Consider the following 20,115-nt stretch of genomic DNA (forward strand, 5'->3'; position numbering starts at 1 on the left):
CTCTAGGTCTTTTCTTTTTTATATTTGCAACATGTCTCGCATTTCAGAACAAGAAGCTCTCGATTTATTTTTGAACGCACCGCTCGATGAACTTTGCGCACGCGCCAATGCCGAAAAGGAAGCGCGCCACGGCAAGTCCGTTTACTGGGTGAACAACCGCCAAATCAACTACACGAACGTGTGCGTGCTACACTGCAAATTCTGCGCTTTTAGCCGCATCAAAAAAGATAGCCCGACCGCTTACGACTGGAATTACGAAACCATCCGCGACAAGGCCGCCGAAGCGATTAGTAAAGGCGCCCGTGAATTGCACATTGTTGGCGGACTCCATCCCGACCATCCATTCGATTACTACATCGAAATGTTGCGCAAGCTCCGCAAGGAATTTCCGTCTGCAAATCTGAAGGCTTTTACCGCCGTTGAAATTTGCCACTTTGCAAAGATTTCTGGCCAAACGCCCGAGCAGATTATGGCAACGCTCAAGGATGCAGGCCTCGACGCGCTCCCGGGTGGCGGCGCCGAAATTTTAGTACAAAGTGTACGCGACAAGATTTGTCCGGGCAAAGAGACTGGCGAAGAATGGCTCGACGTTCATCGCGCGGCACACAAGCTCGGCATTCCGACGAATGCGACAATGCTTTTCGGGCACATCGAAAAAATTGAAGACCGCATCGCACACATGAAGATGCTCCGCGACTTGCAAGACGAGGCGCCGGGATTCTTTGCGTTCATTCCGCTCGTGTACCATCCGGAACACAACGCGCTTCACCAGATTGTCCCAAACATCACAAGTGAAGAAGACATCTTGCGCACAGTCGCCGTTTCTCGTTTGTTCTTAGACAATTTCCCGCACATCAAGGCTTACTGGATTCAAATGGGAATCGAGACCGCCATGAAGGCGCTACACGCCGGTGCATCGGATTTGGACGGCACAATTATCGAAGAGAAGATTACGCATGCTGCAGGCGCCACAGTCCCCGTGGGCATGAGCCCGGAACGCATGCAAGGCCTCATCAAAAAAGAAGGCCTCGTTCCGGTGGAACGAGACGCCTTGTACGAAAGATTTTCTTAAGTCTTAAGCGATCACGCCGATTTCCTTGAGGTAACGGCCAAGGGCATCCTGCCATGTGGGGAGCGGCTTAAAGCCAGCTTCCACAAGTTTGCTCTTATCCAAACGGCTATTGAACGGACGTGCGGCTTTTGAAAGTCCGTATTCCGCAGTCGTTACCGGCAACACCTTTGTCGGGAGCCCAGCCTGCTTGTAGATTTCCTTGGTGAATTCGTACCAGCTGATGAACCCGCCTTCATTCGTAGCGTGATAGTAACCGTACTTGTCCGTTTCGACCATATCGACGAGGAGGCGGCTCAAATCGAGCGTGTAAGTCGGCGTACCAATCTGATCGTAAACGACGCGGACCGTATCGTGAGATTCACCCACCTTAAGCATAGTCTTGATGAAGTTCTTGCCATTGAGACCGAACACCCAAGCGATACGCACAATGAAATACTTTTCGAGAGTTCCACTTACAGCAAGTTCACCCTTGAGCTTGGATTCACCATAGACGTTGAGCGGTTCGTAATCCTTACAATCCGGTTTCCACGGAGAAGTGCCACGACCGTTAAACACATAGTCCGTGCTGATGTAGACCATCTTCGCATCAATTTCTTTAGCGACAAGAGCAATATTTTCGGTACCTTCGGCGTTAATCGCAAAGACCTTCGCCTTTTTGTCTTCATCTTCAGCCAAGTCCACTGCAGTCCAAGCGGCACAGTGAACAATCACATCCGGATTCACGCTCTTGATGGTTTCAGCAACGGCGGCAGCATTCGTAATATCCATCGACACATACGGCATAGTCGTAACAGCACTTCCATCGGCAACTCCAGAATAAGCAGGAGCAATATCACTACCGACACCTTCATAACCACGCTTTGCAAGTTCATTCATTACATCGTGACCTAACTGGCCACCAACACCCGTCACTAAAACTTTCATGATAATACCTCTTGCGAGAGAATATAGTAATTAGCTCGTTATTCCAAGCTAAAACATATTTCCAAATCCAACGATAACGCCAGCAAATACGACGCTCACCATGGTCATGAGTTTAATGAGAATGTTAAGCGAGGGACCAGCAGTATCCTTGAACGGATCGCCTACGGTATCGCCCACAACGGCAGACTTGTGCGTATCAGACCCCTTACCACCATAATTGCCTTTTTCGACAAACTTTTTAGCATTATCCCAGGCGCCACCAGCATTATTGAGCATTGTCGCAAGCGCAAAGCCACATGCAAGACCACCGGCCAAAAGTCCAAACACACCTGCAACACCCATCGTAAGCCCAACAATCACAGGCACGACAACAGCTAGAATCGACGGAAGCACCATCTCATGTTGTGCCCCCATCGTCGAGATTTCAACACAACGGGCATAATCCGGTTTCCCCGTTCCAAACATGATTCCAGGAATTTCGCGGAACTGGCGGCGCACTTCTTCGACCATAGCACTTGCGGCACGTCCCACAGCCTTGATAGTCAAAGCACAGAACACAAACGTCATCATTGCACCGATAAACAGCCCACCCAAAAGCATGGGGTTCATCAAATTGAGATTATAAATGTGCATAAAGTCCGCATAGTTTACTTTACTTGCAACCATACCGATAAGGTCACCATTTTCTGCAATGGCTCGAGTACCCCCATCAAGGAACCTTACACCAGCCACTCCTGAAACAGCATTCGCAAGATCATTTACACTATTCGCAAAAACAACCGTTCCCACCTTCCAAATTCCTTCCGCAGAAGAAGCCAAATGCCCAAGCCAGAACTTTACTTCTTCGACATACGATGCCAAAAGCGCCATTGCCGTAAGAGCCGCAGAACCAATGGCAAAGCCCTTGCCTGTCGCAGCGGTCGTATTTCCGAGCATATCCAGTTCATCGGTGCGTTCGCGCACTTCGGGAGCAAGCCCCGCCATCTCTGCGTTTCCACCCGCATTATCGGCAATCGGTCCAAAAGCGTCTGTCGCAAGCGTTATACCAAGTGTACTTAGCATACCCACTGCAGCAAAGCCAACACCATAAAGCCCCATAGCCATATCGCCAAAACCGCCCGCACAACCAAACGCGCAGACAATACCCACCACAATAGTCACCACCGGAAGGCCCGTCGAGAACATGCCTACCGAAATGCCATCGATAATCGTTGTCGCAGCACCAAGCCTCGCCTGGTTTGCAATTCCGCGCGTAGGCGCATAAGCATCAGATGTAAAATACTCGGTAAACTGCCCAATGAGAATCCCCGCCGCAAGACCCGAGAGCACGGATCCAAATATTCCCATCGAAATAAAATCCATTTTGACAAGCACAAGAAGCGCCATAAGAATAAGCACCGACGAGCCCAGCGTTCCCGTCAAGAGTGAACGCAACAACGACTTTGTCGAAGCGTCTTCGCGCGTACGCACAGCAAAGATACCCACGATAGAAAGAACAATCCCAATTGCAGCAACCACCATCGGCGCAATCACTAGTTTCAGTCCGCCCATCGGGAGGGCAGCCCCGAGTGCCGCGGTCGAAAGAATGGAACCGCAATAGGATTCATAAAGGTCTGCACCCATGCCAGCCACATCGCCTACGTTGTCGCCAACATTATCTGCAATTGTCGCCGGATTACGCGGATCGTCTTCGGGAATCCCCGCCTCGACTTTACCCACAAGGTCTGCACCGACATCAGCCGCCTTTGTATAGATACCGCCACCCACGCGTGCAAACAGCGCCTGTAACGAAGCACCCATGCCAAAAGTAAGCATGGTCGTCGTAATTTCGACCATTTTTGCATGAGCCCATTCGGCGTTACCGACCAAATTCACATTCCAAGCGCCAAGCGATAGTTTAGACGCAATATCGGCACCAAATCCCCAAACATTGTTATCGTAAATGTAATTGAGCAAGAAGAACCAAGCCGAGATGTCCAAAAGACCAAAGCCCACCACGACAAGCCCCATCACAGCACCACTTCTAAAAGCGATGACCAACCCGCGATTCAAACTCGAAATAGCTCCATTTGCCGTTCGTGAACTGGCATACGTTGCAGTCTTCATGCCCAAGAAGCCGCAAAGTCCACTGAAAAAGCCGCCGGTCAAAAACGCAATGGGCACAAATGGGTTCTGGATTCTAAGAATCGCCAAAACGACAAAAATAACGAAAAGAACAATAAACACCACCGATATCGTCCGGTATTGCTTTTTGAGGTAAGCGTAAGCCCCCACTCGCACATAATGGGCGATTTCCTTCATCTTCTCATTGCCCTCAGGGGCGCGCTTCATAAAGCGATAGAAGAACAGGGCCATTCCCAGAGCAACAAGGGCTGCAACCGGGATAAAATACCAATAAGACGGAATCGAAAGCATAAGGACCTCGCTTTTCAGATATCTATCGGCATGGGTAGTATCAAAAATAAATCTATAATGGAAATTTCGAAAAGGGTCTTACTTTTCTATTTTTTTGCCCGATGTTAGAATCGTTAAATTTTCATTTTTCGCTCTACGACTGGCTCTTAGTCATTATGGTGACCGCCCTCGGGACGTTAAGCGCCTACCTCAAGGACCCGCAACTCAAGGCCGTTACCGCCACCATCCCCATTCCCTGCGGTTTTGCCTACATCGCCGTTGGACTCCCGATGGGTACAGAGAACGCCGTTTCCGGATTTATGTGCATGTTATATGTACATATCGTACGCATTTTACACTATAAAGTCAAAGTTCCTATCGTTCCATCCATCATTGCAGGGCTTGCCTTTTTTGTGGCGCTCGGAACATTCCTGCACTCACGTATCCCCCAAGGCGAAGCTTACTTTATCGGAGCCTGCGTTTTTGACTTTGTTATTGGAGTCATCTTTTTCCAAAAGCAAAAGTACAAGTCCGGTGTGCGTTACAAGACTCCTCTCCCGATTTACATCAAGGCCCCCGCCATTGCAGGTGTTGTTTCGGGACTTATGCTTATCAAGCGCCTGATGGGCGGTTTTTGCACCAGTTTCCCGATGATGAATTCCATCGTGAGCTACGAGAGCCGTTTTTCGCTTGGAGACCAGTGCAGGCAGCTTCCGTTATTCCTTATTGCAGGGCCGTTCATGTTCGCAACGATGCGCTACGTAGAAATCGGTTTCGGACTCAACCACTGGATTGTGCTGTTCATCGGGTACATCGTTTTTGCCCTCATTTATTGGCCACTGAACAAAGAACTCAAACGCCGTAACGAAATCAACTACAATTCCGACATGCCCGCCGAAGCAAAAGCCTAAAAAACGTATAATTCACGGGTTTTGGAAAAATTTACTTGAAGAAATCCCTCAACATAAATAGATTTAGAGAGATAAAACAAGGAAATTTTTCGAAATGCACAAAATTTCACGTATTTCTCTAGCTTTTAGCGGCGCACTCCTGTCGGCAGCCCTTTTGGCAGCCTGCGGCGATGACGTTTCGCCTACTTTCAGCAATTACGGTCCGGCAACACAAAGTTCCAGCGACCAGGCACAACAGCAAGGACAACTTTCAAGTTCCTCCACGGAACAGCTTCCGGCAAGTTCTTCCGATATCGCAAGTTCCAGTTCCGAAATTGCACAAATCGGTGAATCCAGCAGTTCCTCCGAAACTTTACTGCCGACAGCATCCAGTTCTTCGGTCGCATCGACCGACCCGACCTGCGTTGAAACGCCAGTCGCCACCATTGCGCTCGATTCCATCGGCCTTGCAGACATCGCCGACGTGTTCAAGAGCGTGCGCTGCAACGAAAAAGCAGTCTTTGTGATCCGCCACGGCGAACGCGATGACGCCCAAACCGGTAAAGAAACCCCGCTCACCTACTGGGAAAACGAACCGGACACGGTTAACGGAGAACCCGCAGACGGTGTTCGTCAGGCAAGAGCCGTCGGCAAAAAGCTCATCAGCGCCGATGAATTCGTGTTCACGCACACCAAGTATGTCCGTACAGAACAGACATGCCTGAACATCGCCGTGGGTCGCGGTCAAACAACCTTCCCGCACGATTCCTCTGAAATTTATTCCATCAGTTGGTACAAGAAAGACAAGGAACGTTACAGTTTCTACGAAGACTCCACCACAAACGTCCGTCTCGTTATTGCGGGTTGGGCCTACGACAACCTTTATGCCGACGCCTTCTACGACCTCAAGGAAAAATCCGAAGAAATAGTCAAGACGCACATTGCACCGGACTACGCTTCCATGAACAAGTTCCGCGTCATTTGCTCCCACGATGACTTTATTCTCCCGCTCTCCGTTTTTGCCTCAAACGGAAAGGTCAATTACAGATTCCACGACCCAGCCTCCAGACATTGGCCATACTTCCTCACCGGCGTTGCCGTGATTATTGACGACAAGAACCAGATCAGGTACGTGCCGTTCAGAGGTCTTGGCATCGGCGCAGAATAACAAACGCTCGACTTTTTTGCAACAAAAGCGCCACATTTAATGTTTTTAGCAAAAAATCCCCGAAAATCGACTGATTTCGGGGATTTTTTTGTAATCAAACAAAGAAGCTATTACTTTGTTTTCAAAGCATCAAGCCGAGCCTTCGCCTCGGCGATTTGCTCAGGAGGTAAGCCCATAGCCTGCATAACGCTTATCGCATCGGCATGGCCTTCAGTTTTGCCTTCGGCTTTACCCTTAGCTTCACCTTCAGTCTTACCCTTGAGGAAATTCTCGGCTATAACGGCATCGTATGCATGCATTTCATCGAACATGAATTGCTCCATTTTTTTCAAAAGTTCAGGATCTGCATTGCTTACTCGCAAGCGGGCCAAAGCATTCTTAAGAAGTGGATCTTCCGATTCAGGGACTTCAAGCGGACCTCTAGAAATAAGCCTAAGCCAGAAATCTTCACGGGAGTTTACGCCCTTGCGAAGCTTTAGGAACTTAACCAAATCGACTATAATATATTTATTTTTCGGAAACAGAGGCAAGGCCTCCCCCGTCTTTACATCGTGTTTGCTATACAGTGTCCATGTATCCTTATAGATTTCTCTCGGCTCCAAAATCGGGAACCTACAAAGCCAAATGGAAACGGTTTCAGGAACCTCATAATAATGAGCCATCTTTTCCTTTTCGGACATGGCAAGGAACTGTTCCGAACGATTGTAGTCATGCTTGCCACGTATCGTTAGATAAGCGTTGTAAAGCTGCATACGGTCCAAGAAGAACGGATGTTCGCGGTTTTGCAACTCAATATTCATGAAGCGGTTGTCACGCGTCGCCACCCACACGTCAAGCCGCATGGGCTCATCGCCCGGCATGAACACATCGATATATTTTTCAAATGCGTAGCTGAGGTCGACTATTTCGTGTTCGGTATCGAGTTCAAGAATACTGTTCAGCAGGTCACGAATCGTGTCCTTGTCATCCAGCAATGCTCGAAACGTCGCCGGATAATACGGAAGCAAGTATTCTACGCCATCTGCATTTTTCACAATATACGGTTTTGTCGTATTATTTTCATTTGCCATCAGCATGTCCTTATAACGGTAAGGAACATCCCCTACCCATTACATTAACACGCTCTTAAGAGGTATTTGGACTATTTTTTTCTTGAAATTCGCGTAAAATGATTTAAACACGGCAAAAATGGTCAAAATGTTTTTAAAACCATCTCCTCCAAATGTTCTCAAAATTTTTCTCAAATTAAGGTTTATGTAAGAACCTCTTTTTCAAATATTTATATATATTAACTATAGTTGTAAGGGTTTTAATTGTTCTCAAAATTCTCAACGGAGACGATATGTTTGGTAAAATTTCAATGATCGGCATCGCCGCACTCGCCCTCGCCACAAGCGCAAGCGCCGAAAAGTACGAATGGGGCAACGTCCGCTTCGATGGTGGCGGATTCGTTTCTGCCGTGATGTTCCACCCCAAGGCCGAGAATTTGCTTTACGCCCGCACTGACGTGGGCGGTATCTATCGCTTCGATTTTCAAAATAAGACTTGGATTCCGCTGATGGACTTCATCTCGGAAAACGACAAGGGCCTTTACGGTACCGAAGCCTTTGCTCTCGACCCCAACGATCCCAAGCGCATTTACGTGCTCGCAGGTACCGGCTATTTCAGCAAGGGCCGCACGGCCGTGCTCCGCAGTGAAGACTTCGGCGCCACCTGGGACACTAGCTATGTGGAAATGCTCGCCCACGGTAACGGCATGGGCCGCCAGACCGGCGAAAAGCTCGCCGTGGACCCCAACAAGGGAAACATCATTTTCTGCGGTAGCCGCACCAAGGGACTTTACAAGAGTACCGACTACGGCAAGACCTGGACAAGCGCCTACAAGGTCGCCCTTTCTACCGCCACAGAATCCAGTCTGAACGGCGTGAACGGCATCAGCTTTGTGATGTTCGACGAATCGCAGGGCAAGAACGCCGACGGTTCCACCAAGACCATCTACATCGGCATTTCCGAAACCAAGGATAATTTGCAAGTAAGCCACGACGGCGGCGCTACCTGGGAAGCCATCAAGGGCGTTCCCACTGGACTCATGCCCCACCGCGCAAAGATTGTTGACGGAGACATGTACGTGACATTTGCTGACGGCCCCGGTCCGTATAACATCGCAAGTGGTGGTTTTTACAAGTACAATATCGCTGGAGGCACGTGGACCGACCTTACCCCGAGCGATTCCGTGGAACACGAAGGCAGCACCACCAAGAGCTACGAAAAGGACAAGAGCTCTTACGGCGGCGTCGCCATTGACCCCAAGGACAAGAACCACATTGTGATTTCGACGCTGGGCAAGTACACCGGCCGCCACGTGACCAAAGACGAAAAAGAGAATTACGGCGACCGCATCTACGCCACCACTGACGGCGGCAAGACCTGGAATCACGGACAGCATTACAACGACATTCCGAACATTGACGCCAACGGCACCGACTGGATTCCGGGCAACGCCATCCACTGGGCAGGTTCCCTCGAAATTAACCCGTTCAACAACAAGCAGGCCTGGGTCACCAGCGGTAACGGCATTTTCATGACCGAAGACGTCTCCGCAAAGGTTCCCCTTTGGAAGTTTATGTCCAAAGGCATCGAAGAGACAGTGCCGCTTGACATCGTGAGCATTCCGGGAGGCCCGCTAGTCACCGCCATCGGTGACTACGACGGCGCAGTCTATACGGACATCAAGCAGAGCGCCCAGCGCCACAAGCCGACCATCGGCACCACCGAAAGCATGGGTTACGCCCCACTCACCGGAAGCTTGGTGCGCACAGGCGTGATTACCGTTTACGGCAAGTACGATTCGCAGAACTTCAACGTGATGTACCGCAGCGATGACATGGGCAAGACATGGGACAGCGTAAAGACCACACTCAAGGGCCCGAAGGGCTTGGTGGTACTTTCTGCGGACGGCAAAATCATGTTGCACCGTCCAGACCAGGGCGCCACCGTTTACCGATCCGACGACAATGGCGCCTCTTGGACCGCTGTTGAAACGGGCACGCAGACAAACTATTCCCGCATTGTTGCTGACCCGGTGGACCCCAAAACGTTCTACGTCATGGGCGGCATGGGCTCGCTTTACAGATCTACTGACGGCGGCAAGACTTTTGCAGAAGCTGAAGCCCGTTTGCAGAACGAACAGGCTGGCGAATACTACAACGGTGGCGGCCTCATCCGCACCGTTCCCAAGAGAGAAGGACATCTGTGGGTTCCCATGGACCAAGCTCAAGTTTGGCAGCCCAAGGGATTCACGGAATACGGCCTCGCCTACACTGAAGACGGCGGCAAGAGCTGGAACCGTTGCGAAGGCGCTTCTACCGCAATCGCCGTGGGCATCGGCAAGGCCAAAGAAGGCAGCGACTACGAAACCATCTTCATCTGGGGCGCGGCAAAGTCCGGCGATCCAATCGGCATCTACCGCAGTACAGACAAATGCAAGACCTTTGAACGCGTGAACGACGACTTGCACCAGTTCGGCGGTCCGGGTAACGGAAACTTCGTGCAGGGCGACATGAACACCTTCGGCGTTGTTTACATGAGCACCGTGGGCCGTGGCACCATCGTGGGCGCACCGGAAGGCACTGAATTTGTCGAAGTTCCGCCCACCGGCCTCAACAAGGTAGCACTCAACATTGGCAAGGCAACGCTTGTCCAGCAGAACCGCACTTTGCAAGTGAACGTCCCGAGCGACAGCAAGCTTGATGTTATTGCGTTGAACGGCAAAACGCTCCTTTCCACCGACGTGAACGGCAACAAGAGCATTAGCCTCAAGAAGATTCCAACCGGAAAGTACATCGCAAAGGTCACCGGTGCTAACGGCAAGTTGCTCTTGAAAAAAGCGATTGCGATTAAATAAAACGCATTAAAGGAGATGCCCGCTCAAGGCGGGCATGATAACAACAAAAGTTTCAATAATCATCAATCCCATACTTCAAAAGGCTAGAGTCCAAAGCGAATGCTTGCAAACTCTAGCCTTTCTTTTTTGCTATGTTATAAAGGAGATGCCCGCTTACTTCGACTGCGCTCAGCACAGGCTCCAGCGGGCATGACAAAGAATTTAATGCTTGGCAATTTCCGATGCAAGAACTGACGTTTAAAATTATCGCGCGTATCAAGAGCGACTTTCCGGAAAAGTTCGGGATTCCGCGTCAGAGTGGCATTGTGCAGAATTTGCGTTCCACAATTCGATTTGAGCCGGAGTTCCGCAATGCCGATGCGCTCCGCGGCCTTGAAGGCTTTAGCCACTTGTGGATTATGTGGATTTTTTCGGAAAACATCCGTAGCACCTGGAGCCCGACCGTGCGCCCGCCGAGACTGGGCGGCAACAAGCGCTTGGGCGTTTTCGCCACGCGTTCGAGCTTCCGCCCGAACCCGGTCGCGCTTTCTTGCGTAAAAATCGAGCAAATTAATCTCGACGGTCCGGAAGGGCCCGAAATCGTCGTCTCCGGCGCCGATTTGATGGACGGAACGCCCATCGTCGACATCAAGCCGTACCTCCCCTACACGGACGCCCACCCCGAAGCGACAGGTGGCTTCGCCGAAGCCGTCCGCCAAATCAAAGTGCATGTAAAGCCCACCAGCATTCTCAACAAACTGCCGCCAGAAAAACGCGGCGCACTTATAGAAGTCTTGGAACAGGATCCGCGCCCCGCCTATCAAAACGATCCCGAGCGCATTTACGGATTCAACTTCGCCGAATTTGAAGTCAAGTTTAAAGTTGTTGGCGACGAGCTGGAAATCGTGAGCATTGCATAATAGATGGCGGGTTCACGCATACAAAAAGAGCCCCGCGTAAAAACACGGAGCCCTTAGCAGTGAGGAGAACTTTTATTTAGACAAATCTAATCGCTTTGTAACGCAAGAAGAAGCTGTCTGAACACTCAACATGTAAACGCCCGGCGGAACATTTTTCCTTGCAAAATGCACGCTATTCGTACCCGGTTTCATCAACTCGCTAACACTCGCAACCTCGCTTCCAAGCACAGAATAAAGCCTAACTTTCACATTGCCATTGCGAGCCAGCGTCACCGGCACCATGATGCTTCCATTATCGAATGAGACCTTGCCCACACTCAATGACGGTGTGGCATTTCCGATAATGATAACACCCGTCGTAGAACTCGAGGATTTCACTTTTCTCGAAGAACTCGAAGCCGCTGAAGAACTGGACGCTGCCTCTGATGAACTTTCCGGAGCAGCACTGCTACTGGATTCCTCGGCGGCAACAGGTTTAATCTTGTCGCCAAGCACTTCAATCATCTTTTCGGCATAGCGCTTGCCAAAATCACGATACTCTTGCGATGTAAAGTGGACGTTCTGTCCATCGCCAAGAGCCTGATTAAAACCTTCGGACGAGACGACATAAAAGTTTTTGGACTGCTGAGGAAGCTTTGCAATGTTGTTATTCGCGCCCTTGCTCGAGCCAGAACGCAACACTTCGCCCGCAAGGAACGGCACATCATTGCCAAGACCCAAATCCTTAATAATGTTATCGTAAACCTTTTTGACCCTGGAGGGCCATTGACCGTCACCAGCATCCGTTTCACCCTGGTGGAAGATGATCCCCTTGATGACACCATCTTCTTGAGCCTTCTTAGCCATTTCAATCAAGCGACCGTAAGGATTTCCACCATATTCATTAATGCGCTGCGTCATCCAGCTCTGCTGGGACCTAGCATAATTGGCATAGCCATCCTTGTCGAACAGCTGGATGCTGCACCCGGCAACAGCCACGACGATAACACCCACCTTAATTTTAGAATCCGTCTTTTCGACCATTGTGCGGCCAAAATAGTCTGTAGGCCCAAGTTTTGCGCCCTGACAATGCGCCAACGGAGGCACTGCCGTAGCCCATTTTCCCTTGGTTTTCCCTGAACAAGAACCATTATTTGCCGCCCAGAGCACCTGGAAACGTTCGTCAACGGTCTTATCCTGACTACCGACGTCCCCCTGGCCTTCCATATTGGATTGGCCAAAAGCGAGATAAATGTGGAAATTTGAATCTGGAGCAGCATGAACCGACACGGCAAGCCCCAAACCGAAAAACAAGCCCACGAAACGCGAGACTTTCATCTAACACTCCTTGGGGCATGGAAAATGCCCCCCAACAACTATCCTTAATATATTTCCAATCAAATAGCTTATGTTAAATCTTTGGAAAATCGCGTTGTAGTGTTCTGCAACATCAATTTTTTTATTTATATTCCAACTAAAAGAGGATTTTTATGACAATCAAAATTTTAGCTCCCCTTGCTATTGCGGCAACCTTGTTTTCCGCTTGCAGCGACAATGCGACAACACCTCCGCCTTCCAAAGCCGAACAATGTGCGGCCGGCCTCTCTAACGACTGTGTTATGGGAACCTGGAGCATCGGCGGTCCGACCGTTATAAGAACCGTTGGAACAGATGTCGTATACATTATTGATCCGAGTCATAATTTAGAAGCAAGCCCGGCAACGCTTAAATTCTATGTTGACGAAAATCAAACGAATACATTTGAATTTGCAAACTCTCCTTTGAGCAAGGCCGATTGCAAGACAGCCACGGGCAAGACCTATGGTCTCTGGGACATTGTAGGAACATCTCTTCACCTTCGTGCAAGAACCGGAAACGATTGCATGGCCGTAAACGAAGCCACAATCCCGGTCGAAATATCGGTAGTCGGTGGCCAAGTCACCATGACTCTAAAGCAGATTTTCTTCATGGAACCGGAAATGAAGCAGTCTGACGCCGTAGAAAAGAACACGGCTACTGAAGTTTACACCTTCGTGACGGCTAACTAACGCTCTAAGCGTTTAACGCCAACGATTATTTTCGTAATCTTCAAGCTGTTTCAGCAAAGAAAGACAATCTTTTTCAAAGCGCGAGTCCTTAGGGCTCGCCTTTTTTATTGTTTGTCGAGCAGATTGCGCCATCATAGTTTGCTTTATGCGCACCATAAACGCCGAAACCGTTTCACCAGAAGCACGAACAAAGCCCATTCGTGCAAGACGCTTTTCAGCGGATTCGAGCAATGAAATCCAGCGTTCGGCATCTTTCGAAACCGAATGTGAAATTCTATTGCGACGATATTTACGGAACCTGATTCCCGCAAAAACAACCACCAGCAAAATCAAAACGCCATAGAGTACCGGGTTTGCCACGAAACGTTCCGAAACATTCTGCCAACTGTCAACAACACGGCGCCATTCCCCATCTTTCAGCAGATGGAAAAAATACGAAACTCGGCCTTTTAAGCCTTCCACTTTTTTTGCGAACCAAGACGACTCTGCAAAAGCATTCACAAGAACTGGCGGAGTCGGGTCAAAAATATACCACTTGTGGTCTATATAGACTTCGACCCAAGCGTGGCTATGACGACGACGGAACGTCACATAAGGGCGCCCCTCGACATGTTCCGGATGCGCAAATCCCGTCACATAACGCGCAGGAATCCCTTGATGGCGGAGCAAGAGCGTCGCCAGAGTCGCATAATATTCGCAATAGCCTTCTTTATTTTTCCAGAAAAGCGCAAGCATGTCCTTCATATTCGACACACCAGTGTTCATCGACATTCCCGCATAACTTTTGCGCCAAGACACTACATACGAATACTTAAAATTCTTAATAAAATAATTTTCAATCGCTTTTAAATTTTGTACGGCAAATTGCGTTTCTAATTCAGATTTATCCAAGGATGCAGAATCCGCTATTACAGAGTCCCGAACAGGGAGAGCCATTGCCGAGGCGATGGTATCCAACAAATTCAAATCTTTTTCTGGAATTTGCAAGAATGCTGAATCAATCTCATCCGAGAGCGCCGTGGTTATAGCAAGCGTAGCAGCGGTATCAGGTACATAATAGAACCAATCGCTACGCATTCCGTTTGCACCTGCAAAGACATTCGTCGAATAGTAATCGAGCGAGTCCGCATTTTTACTAGCAACACCCACCGCATTGGGTGCAGCAAACATAAATCCAAAATTATCGAGAGTCGCTTGAACCCAAACCGTCTTGACATTCGGCGTCATCGTTATAGAATCTTCTGTTTCAAAGATTGCATAATCCACGCGATAACGGGCGGGATAAAGTTTCTTTTCTGCTGTAGTCGTGAGTTTCCAAATGCCCGCCACATACTTTTCATAAGCCGCGGCACGCAAATATTGCGGTGCAAGCGTATCCCAAATTCTCAAGATAATTTCGTTATTGTACTTCGAATTGTAATTACTCGAAAATGAACCCAGCGCGGCCACCGGATCAAATCCCATGACACGATTTTTCAAGTAATAATCTTCAGCCCAGCGACCACTGTAATAGTGATTGCTTTTCCAATACTTGAAACCAAGATATGATGAGCCGCATAAACTAGCATACATTAAAACAAAGAGAAGTCTTTTATAAAGCGCAACACGGGGGCGTCCAAACGCATACACCGCAAGCAGTAACGCGACAGTCGCACTCACCACAACAGCGCGGGGCGCTTGAAAGAGTCCCATAAAAAGGGCTGCGACACCATTGAATACGACAAAGACTTCAAAACCGCCATTACCCAAGCTGCGCTTTTGCAGCAACGCTAGATAAAGTAAATACCACGCCGGAATAAAGACCAAATAAGGTGAAACCCCATTTTCGACACTAGGAGTCAGCAGCCACCACAAAGCGAACGGAACGATTGCACCATAAGCAAATAATTTTCTATATCGCGGGATTTTTCTTTGGTTCGTCGTAGACTTTAAAAGCACATATTGCTTTATATGCATCGCCACAAACAAAGCAGCAAAAAGAAATCCAAGAATTTCTAGACCACTCGAAACGCCCAAATTCACAGAGACAATGCAAAAGAAAACCGTCTTGCAAATTTCACGGAAGTTCATCATAGACTCACCTCCGTTTCGCGCGACTTTTCAAATGAACGTTCGAGAAGTTTTTCATTAACAGCCAAAACATCATCCGAGACAGTTGTCTTCAATTCGTCAGCAGCCAAGGGGCGCGATTCTAGAACGACTTGCTTATGTACTAGCGGATCATCAGTTGCAAAAAGCCCCACGCGAAGCACAGGGCCAAGCGGGCGCGCCGCAGGCGACCAGCGTTTTTGCGAATTACGAGAATTTGCAGCATTTCGAGATGCACGCATTTCCAACAGGGACGCCGTAGGGATTCGCGCAAGAGCTTCTAAAAGGCTTTCACCACCATCCGCTTGCACTAAAGAAATTTCATCATCGCCAATGAAAAAGCGCCCTAGCGCATTCCGTTCCAAGAGCCATAAGCCAATACCTGCTGCCAAACGGATGAGCATTTCTACCGAAGACTTCTCGCGCAGATTCCGGGCAGTTACGTCAAGCACAAGGATTGCACCCGCGCCCCGTTCCGTTTCGAACTCCTTCGTAAACGGTTTCCCGTAACGAGCAAACGCTTTATGGTGCAAGTCGCGCAACGCATCACCTTCGCGGTATTCGCGCACACCGACAAAATTCATTCCACGAGTAAGACTCGGCATCAAAAGCGGCGCGAAAACAGCGCCACTTGCACCCGAAATCAAAAACGGGAAAGCGCTCACGCGCAACGGGCGCGGTAAAACAAGCAACTCGGCCTTCCCCACTTTTGCTGCATAACGCAAAGCGCCATTAATTTCAGGCAAAATAAGCGCCACTTTAGGAATTTCAAAAGCGCCCCGTTTTTTAGTTTGGATTCGGCAAATCAATTCCGCAGAATCGCCGGCAACAATTTGCACCTGTTCCGATTCAGCACATTTAAGCGAAGAATCCATGCGAAAGCAACCCAGCGATACAGCGTTTAATTTATCCTCAGCATAAATTTGCAAGCGAACCGTCGAAAGTTCACCTTCATAAACATTGCGCACAGCAATATCGCCCGCCTTGAACTTGCTCTTTCGAGCCGTCATAAAAAGGCTTGGCACAAGCGCCAAAAAGTACATGAAATCCAAACCGCAAAACACCCATGCCGCCCAAAATCCAGGCACCGCACCCGCGAACATCGAGAACATCATGAGCGCTGCCGCGGCATGTCCCACCGGCGTAAAAGCTTCTTGCCAAATGTAATACAAATGCATCAAGAGTCCCTTGCGCTTGGGACTTCTAGGAATTGCATTTATAAAGAAATGGAAGAGAGACATTTTAAATCTATTCGGAGTTCGGAATTCGTAATTAGGAGTTAGTGGTTATTTTACGTCATTGCGAGTGAAACGAAGCAATCTTCCAGAAAAAGGAATTGTGAGATTATTTCGGCACACGCACTTGTTTCAAGACGCTTTCGAGAATTTGTCTAGACGCACCGGGCGTATTCGAATCTTTTGCAAACACGCGATGTTCCATCACCGGGAAAAATACATGCTGGATATCATCAGGATTCACAAAGTCGCGCCCTGCAACGAACGCGCAAGCTTGCGCCATCTTGATAAGGTTGATTCCCGCACGAGGGCTTGCCGCCAAACGCACCGCCGGATTCGTACGCGTAGCCTGCACCAGCGAAACCACATACATTTCAAGAGATTCGTCAATATGGATCTTGCGAACATCGCTACGCATAGCAATAACTTCATCAGGAGTCGTCACCGCCTTGAGCGTGTCAAGCGGCCGCCCATCGCGATGCGCACGCAAAATACCGAGTTCCGTTTCTGCAGTCGGATACCCCAGCGACAAGCGAACCAAGAATCGGTCCATCTGCGCTTCCGGGAGCGGAAACACTCCATGAAATTCCACGGGATTTTCTGTTGCAAGCACCATGAAGAGTTTTGGAAGCGCATGACGTTCGCCTTCGAGCGAAACCTGGCGTTCTTCCATAGCTTCTAGGAGTGCGCTCTGCGTTCGCGGAGACGCGCGATTGATTTCGTCTGCCAAGAGCACCTGCGTAAAGACCGGTCCCTTGCGAATTTCGAACTCGCCCGTATTTGCCTTGAACACGGCACCGCCCGTTACATCGGCAGGCAGCAAGTCCGGAGTAAACTGGATACGTGCAAAATCCGCTCCAACCGCAGTCGCAAGCGCTTTCGCAATCGTCGTCTTGCCCGTTCCCGGCACATCCTCGATGAGCACGTGACCATCGGCAAGGAGAGCCATAACCAAAAGTTCTACCGCCTCGGATTTACCGAGCAGCACCCCATTTAAAGCATGAATTAAATCTTTAACCATGCTTATAATATATATAGTTATTGGTCAATAATCGTTAGTTATTAGATTTTAGTTAGTAAAACTTAGTGCTTTGAAGCTAACATTCTTCGCCAAATTTGCCTTAGCACACGCAAGCCATACGAGACCACATTGAGGTTCGATTTTTCGTCGGCATACCGCGTCGGGATTGGGAGTTCCGCAATTGCAAAACGGCGAGCATCGGCAATCGCAATAAGTTCCAAATCAATATCGAACGATGGGCTCAAACGATTCAAGTCAACGGTTTTCAAGAAGCGCGAGGAATAAACGATAAAGCCACTATGACGATCCGTAAGCTTTACGCGGAACGTCAAATTTTCAAGCGCTGTCAAAAACGCACCGCCAATGCGTTTGTACAAAGGCATACCACCGCGTTTAGCCTCCCCCGCCACCGCATGCCGCGAGCCTTGCAACAAATCAAGATTGCAGTTTTCCATTTCAGCAAAGAACTCGCCCAACTTTTCAGCAGGGTACTGACCGTCACCATGCAAACAAGCAATAAACGCAGCACCCGAAGCCAAGCCTTCGGCAATTCCCTTCTTGACAACGGCTCCATAACCGCTATTTTGTTCAAACTTTAAATATTCAAAATGCGACTTGAAGTCGCGCGCATTTTCCGCACATTCCGCATTTTCCACACAAATCGACATAAAGCGTTCGAACGCTTGAGCCGTTCCATCGCGGGAGCCATCATCAATGACAAGCACATGTGCACGCGCCAAAACAGATTCTTCAATTTTTGAAAGGACTTCGCCAAGAGTCTTTTCTACGTTATACGCAGGGACGAAGATAAAATAATCAATTGCAGGACAAGACATAACTGGATTCTTCGCGCAGCTCAGGATGACGTAGAATCAGAATGACTTGTATTGCTATAATGTCCGACAAACCACGTCAACGATTCGCGCAGCACTACATCAATCGGGGTCTTTGCCTTAAAGCCAAGTAAGCGTTCCGCTTTTTCGACTGAAGGCAAGCGACGCATGGAATCTTCGTAACCTTCGCCGTAATACTCCACGCCAGAAACGACTTCCGGTTCAGGAATAGTTTCAACACTCATGCCCTTGATTTCGGCAAAGATATTGCGCATTTTATCGGCGAGTTCCGCAATCGTGAGTTCGTTATCCGGATTCCCGATATTGAACGCCTGTGAGAAGGCTACATCACCCGTTTCAAACAGCGCGAACATAAAATCGACCGCATCAAATACGCTCGTGAAACTGCGCTTTGCTACACCGCCATTCACAAGCTTCAGCGGTTCACCGCGTACAAGCGATGACGAGAAATTCGCGAGCACACGCGGAATGCCCGAGCCATCGACGCCCGGCATAAAATCCATGTAAGGTCCGACAAAGTTGAACGGTCGAACCACCGTCCACTTCAAATTTTTGAGACCTGCAATATAGCGTTCCGTCAAAAGTTTTGCAGTCGCATAGCTCCAGCGGCTCGCCGTCACCGGCCCAAACGTGAGCTCGGATTCATCTTCAACAAGCAAGCCCGAATCAGCCGACGTGCGCCCGTAAATTTCGGACGTCGAAAAATGAATCAGCCAAGAGCCAGACTTTGCACAAGCATCGGCCAATGCCGCCGGATGGTCATAATTGCTGCGAATAACTTCGGGGGCCTCGGCCATGTAACGGCTCGGCATGCAAATGGCCGCCAAATTCACGACAATCGGATATTTTGCAATTCGTTCAACGACACTTTTATCGGCAAGGTCCGCCACCATGAACTCGCAGCGTTCGTCGTTCAGCCGGTGCTGGATTCTATAAAAATCCAAATCAACGCCAAAAACGCGCCACTTGGTGCGCGTCAAAATAGCGTCGAGAAGGTGACAACCAATAAAACCACCGCAACCGACAATGGCTACGGTGATACTTTGATCATTGAATTGAGGGATCATTCCTTAACAACGAAGAGTTCGGAGTTATTACCCTTATTCTGCTTGTTGTACGGAATAACACGGATAATACCGGTCAAAGTCGGTTCAACACCCTTTTCGGCATCGAGCTTGACCTTTACCGTGTGGCAAGTCTTGCCATCAGCCGGACCTGTCAAATCGAAGGATTCATCAAGCAAATCCAAGCCGGCGTCGCTAGCATTTTTCTTGAACACAATGCGGTAGCCATCGTCAATAGTCGTACCAAAGACAACATCAATGGTCTGACCAATCTTAAACTGTTCGCTAACAGTCGGATAAGCGACCTTGACACCGTCCGAAACGGTGCAATCGTAGGCCGAAGTGGCCGGACCAGACGGAGAATCGTCATCGTCACCGCAAGCAAAGAAAGCAAGGGAGCTAGCCAAAATCAAAGCGTGAGAAAACTTCATAAACTTTTTCTCCTTTTTAGGGTTGAACGGCAATAATATACAAATTTACCCGCATAAGAAGATTAATCCATATCACAAGCACTCAAAACCCGCCGCAAAATTGCACATTAGTGTAGTTTACGAATAGTTTTTCTTTTTTTACAA

At 49.1% G+C, this 20,115-nt stretch carries 16 protein-coding genes; 6 read left to right on the forward strand and 10 right to left on the reverse strand.

What is annotated here, in order from left to right; translation table 11 throughout:
* The first annotated feature begins 31 nt into the window (after positions 1 to 31).
* Positions 32 to 1,072, forward strand: coding sequence for an aminofutalosine synthase MqnE (gene mqnE, locus BUA34_RS03550; protein WP_072827365.1), 1,041 nt, complete (start codon positions 32 to 34; stop codon positions 1,070 to 1,072).
* Between the two features lie 3 nt (positions 1,073 to 1,075).
* Here the strand turns inward: mqnE and rfbD are convergent, their stop codons facing one another.
* Both rfbD and BUA34_RS03560 read right to left on the reverse strand, forming a co-directional pair.
* Positions 1,076 to 1,996: a dTDP-4-dehydrorhamnose reductase gene (gene rfbD, locus BUA34_RS03555; RefSeq protein WP_072827366.1), complete on the reverse strand. Its 921-nt coding sequence runs from the start codon at positions 1,994 to 1,996 to the stop codon at positions 1,076 to 1,078.
* A 48-nt stretch (positions 1,997 to 2,044) separates the two neighbouring features.
* Positions 2,045 to 4,411, reverse strand: coding sequence for a sodium-translocating pyrophosphatase (locus BUA34_RS03560; protein WP_072827367.1), 2,367 nt, complete (start codon positions 4,409 to 4,411; stop codon positions 2,045 to 2,047).
* A gap of 101 nt (positions 4,412 to 4,512) precedes the next feature.
* Here BUA34_RS03560 and BUA34_RS03565 point away from each other — a divergent pair, with 101 nt between their 5' ends.
* Entirely contained in the window at positions 4,513 to 5,301 is a 789-nt protein-coding gene (locus BUA34_RS03565; protein ID WP_072827368.1) for a hypothetical protein, read from the forward strand.
* Positions 5,302 to 5,395: 94 nt separating this feature from the next.
* Positions 5,396 to 6,448 (forward strand): histidine phosphatase family protein, encoded by a 1,053-nt coding sequence (locus BUA34_RS03570; protein ID WP_072827369.1) that lies wholly within the window; start codon positions 5,396 to 5,398, stop codon positions 6,446 to 6,448.
* Between the two features lie 110 nt (positions 6,449 to 6,558).
* Here BUA34_RS03570 and BUA34_RS03575 read toward each other — a convergent pair whose 3' ends face one another.
* Positions 6,559 to 7,518 (reverse strand): Rpn family recombination-promoting nuclease/putative transposase, encoded by a 960-nt coding sequence (locus BUA34_RS03575; RefSeq protein WP_254794306.1) that lies wholly within the window; start codon positions 7,516 to 7,518, stop codon positions 6,559 to 6,561.
* A gap of 272 nt (positions 7,519 to 7,790) precedes the next feature.
* Here BUA34_RS03575 and BUA34_RS03580 point away from each other — a divergent pair, with 272 nt between their 5' ends.
* The gene (locus tag BUA34_RS03580; protein WP_072827371.1) at positions 7,791 to 10,352 is read left to right on the forward strand and encodes a VPS10 domain-containing protein; all 2,562 of its coding nucleotides are present in this window, start codon (positions 7,791 to 7,793) and stop codon (positions 10,350 to 10,352) included.
* A 221-nt stretch (positions 10,353 to 10,573) separates the two neighbouring features.
* Complete coding sequence (tsaA, locus tag BUA34_RS03585) at positions 10,574 to 11,251, forward strand: tRNA (N6-threonylcarbamoyladenosine(37)-N6)-methyltransferase TrmO (protein WP_072827372.1); 678 nt, start codon at positions 10,574 to 10,576, stop codon at positions 11,249 to 11,251.
* A 72-nt stretch (positions 11,252 to 11,323) separates the two neighbouring features.
* On the opposite strand, the gene BUA34_RS03590 is transcribed toward tsaA, so the two are convergent.
* Complete coding sequence (locus tag BUA34_RS03590) at positions 11,324 to 12,568, reverse strand: sialate O-acetylesterase (protein ID WP_072827373.1); 1,245 nt, start codon at positions 12,566 to 12,568, stop codon at positions 11,324 to 11,326.
* Positions 12,569 to 12,720: 152 nt separating this feature from the next.
* Here BUA34_RS03590 and BUA34_RS03595 point away from each other — a divergent pair, with 152 nt between their 5' ends.
* The gene (locus BUA34_RS03595; RefSeq protein ID WP_072827374.1) at positions 12,721 to 13,278 is read left to right on the forward strand and encodes a hypothetical protein; all 558 of its coding nucleotides are present in this window, start codon (positions 12,721 to 12,723) and stop codon (positions 13,276 to 13,278) included.
* 12 nt (positions 13,279 to 13,290) lie between these two features.
* On the opposite strand, the gene BUA34_RS03600 is transcribed toward BUA34_RS03595, so the two are convergent.
* From BUA34_RS03600 to BUA34_RS03625, 6 genes are all read right to left on the reverse strand, one after another.
* Complete coding sequence (locus tag BUA34_RS03600; protein ID WP_072827375.1) at positions 13,291 to 15,351, reverse strand: transglutaminase domain-containing protein; 2,061 nt, start codon at positions 15,349 to 15,351, stop codon at positions 13,291 to 13,293.
* On the reverse strand, positions 15,348 to 16,607 hold the full coding sequence (locus BUA34_RS03605; protein ID WP_072827376.1) for a DUF58 domain-containing protein: 1,260 nt from the start codon (positions 16,605 to 16,607) through the stop codon (positions 15,348 to 15,350). Before BUA34_RS03605 ends, BUA34_RS03600 begins: the two co-directional genes overlap by 4 nt.
* 103 nt (positions 16,608 to 16,710) lie before the next feature.
* Positions 16,711 to 17,622, reverse strand: coding sequence for an AAA family ATPase (locus BUA34_RS03610; protein WP_072827377.1), 912 nt, complete (start codon positions 17,620 to 17,622; stop codon positions 16,711 to 16,713).
* Positions 17,623 to 17,684: 62 nt separating this feature from the next.
* Positions 17,685 to 18,458 (reverse strand): glycosyltransferase family 2 protein, encoded by a 774-nt coding sequence (locus BUA34_RS03615; protein WP_072827378.1) that lies wholly within the window; start codon positions 18,456 to 18,458, stop codon positions 17,685 to 17,687.
* A gap of 20 nt (positions 18,459 to 18,478) precedes the next feature.
* The gene (locus BUA34_RS03620) at positions 18,479 to 19,543 is read right to left on the reverse strand and encodes an NAD-dependent epimerase/dehydratase family protein (protein WP_072827379.1); all 1,065 of its coding nucleotides are present in this window, start codon (positions 19,541 to 19,543) and stop codon (positions 18,479 to 18,481) included.
* Positions 19,540 to 19,971 carry a hypothetical protein gene (locus BUA34_RS03625; RefSeq protein ID WP_072827380.1) on the reverse strand — a complete coding sequence of 144 codons (432 nt, stop codon included), beginning with the start codon at positions 19,969 to 19,971 and terminating at the stop codon, positions 19,540 to 19,542. The genes BUA34_RS03620 and BUA34_RS03625 overlap by 4 nt, the downstream gene beginning before the upstream one ends.
* Positions 19,972 to 20,115: the final 144 nt, after the last annotated feature.

It is taken from the genome of Fibrobacter sp. UWB12 (assembly GCF_900142485.1).
Taxonomy (GTDB): Bacteria; Fibrobacterota; Fibrobacteria; order Fibrobacterales; family Fibrobacteraceae; genus Fibrobacter.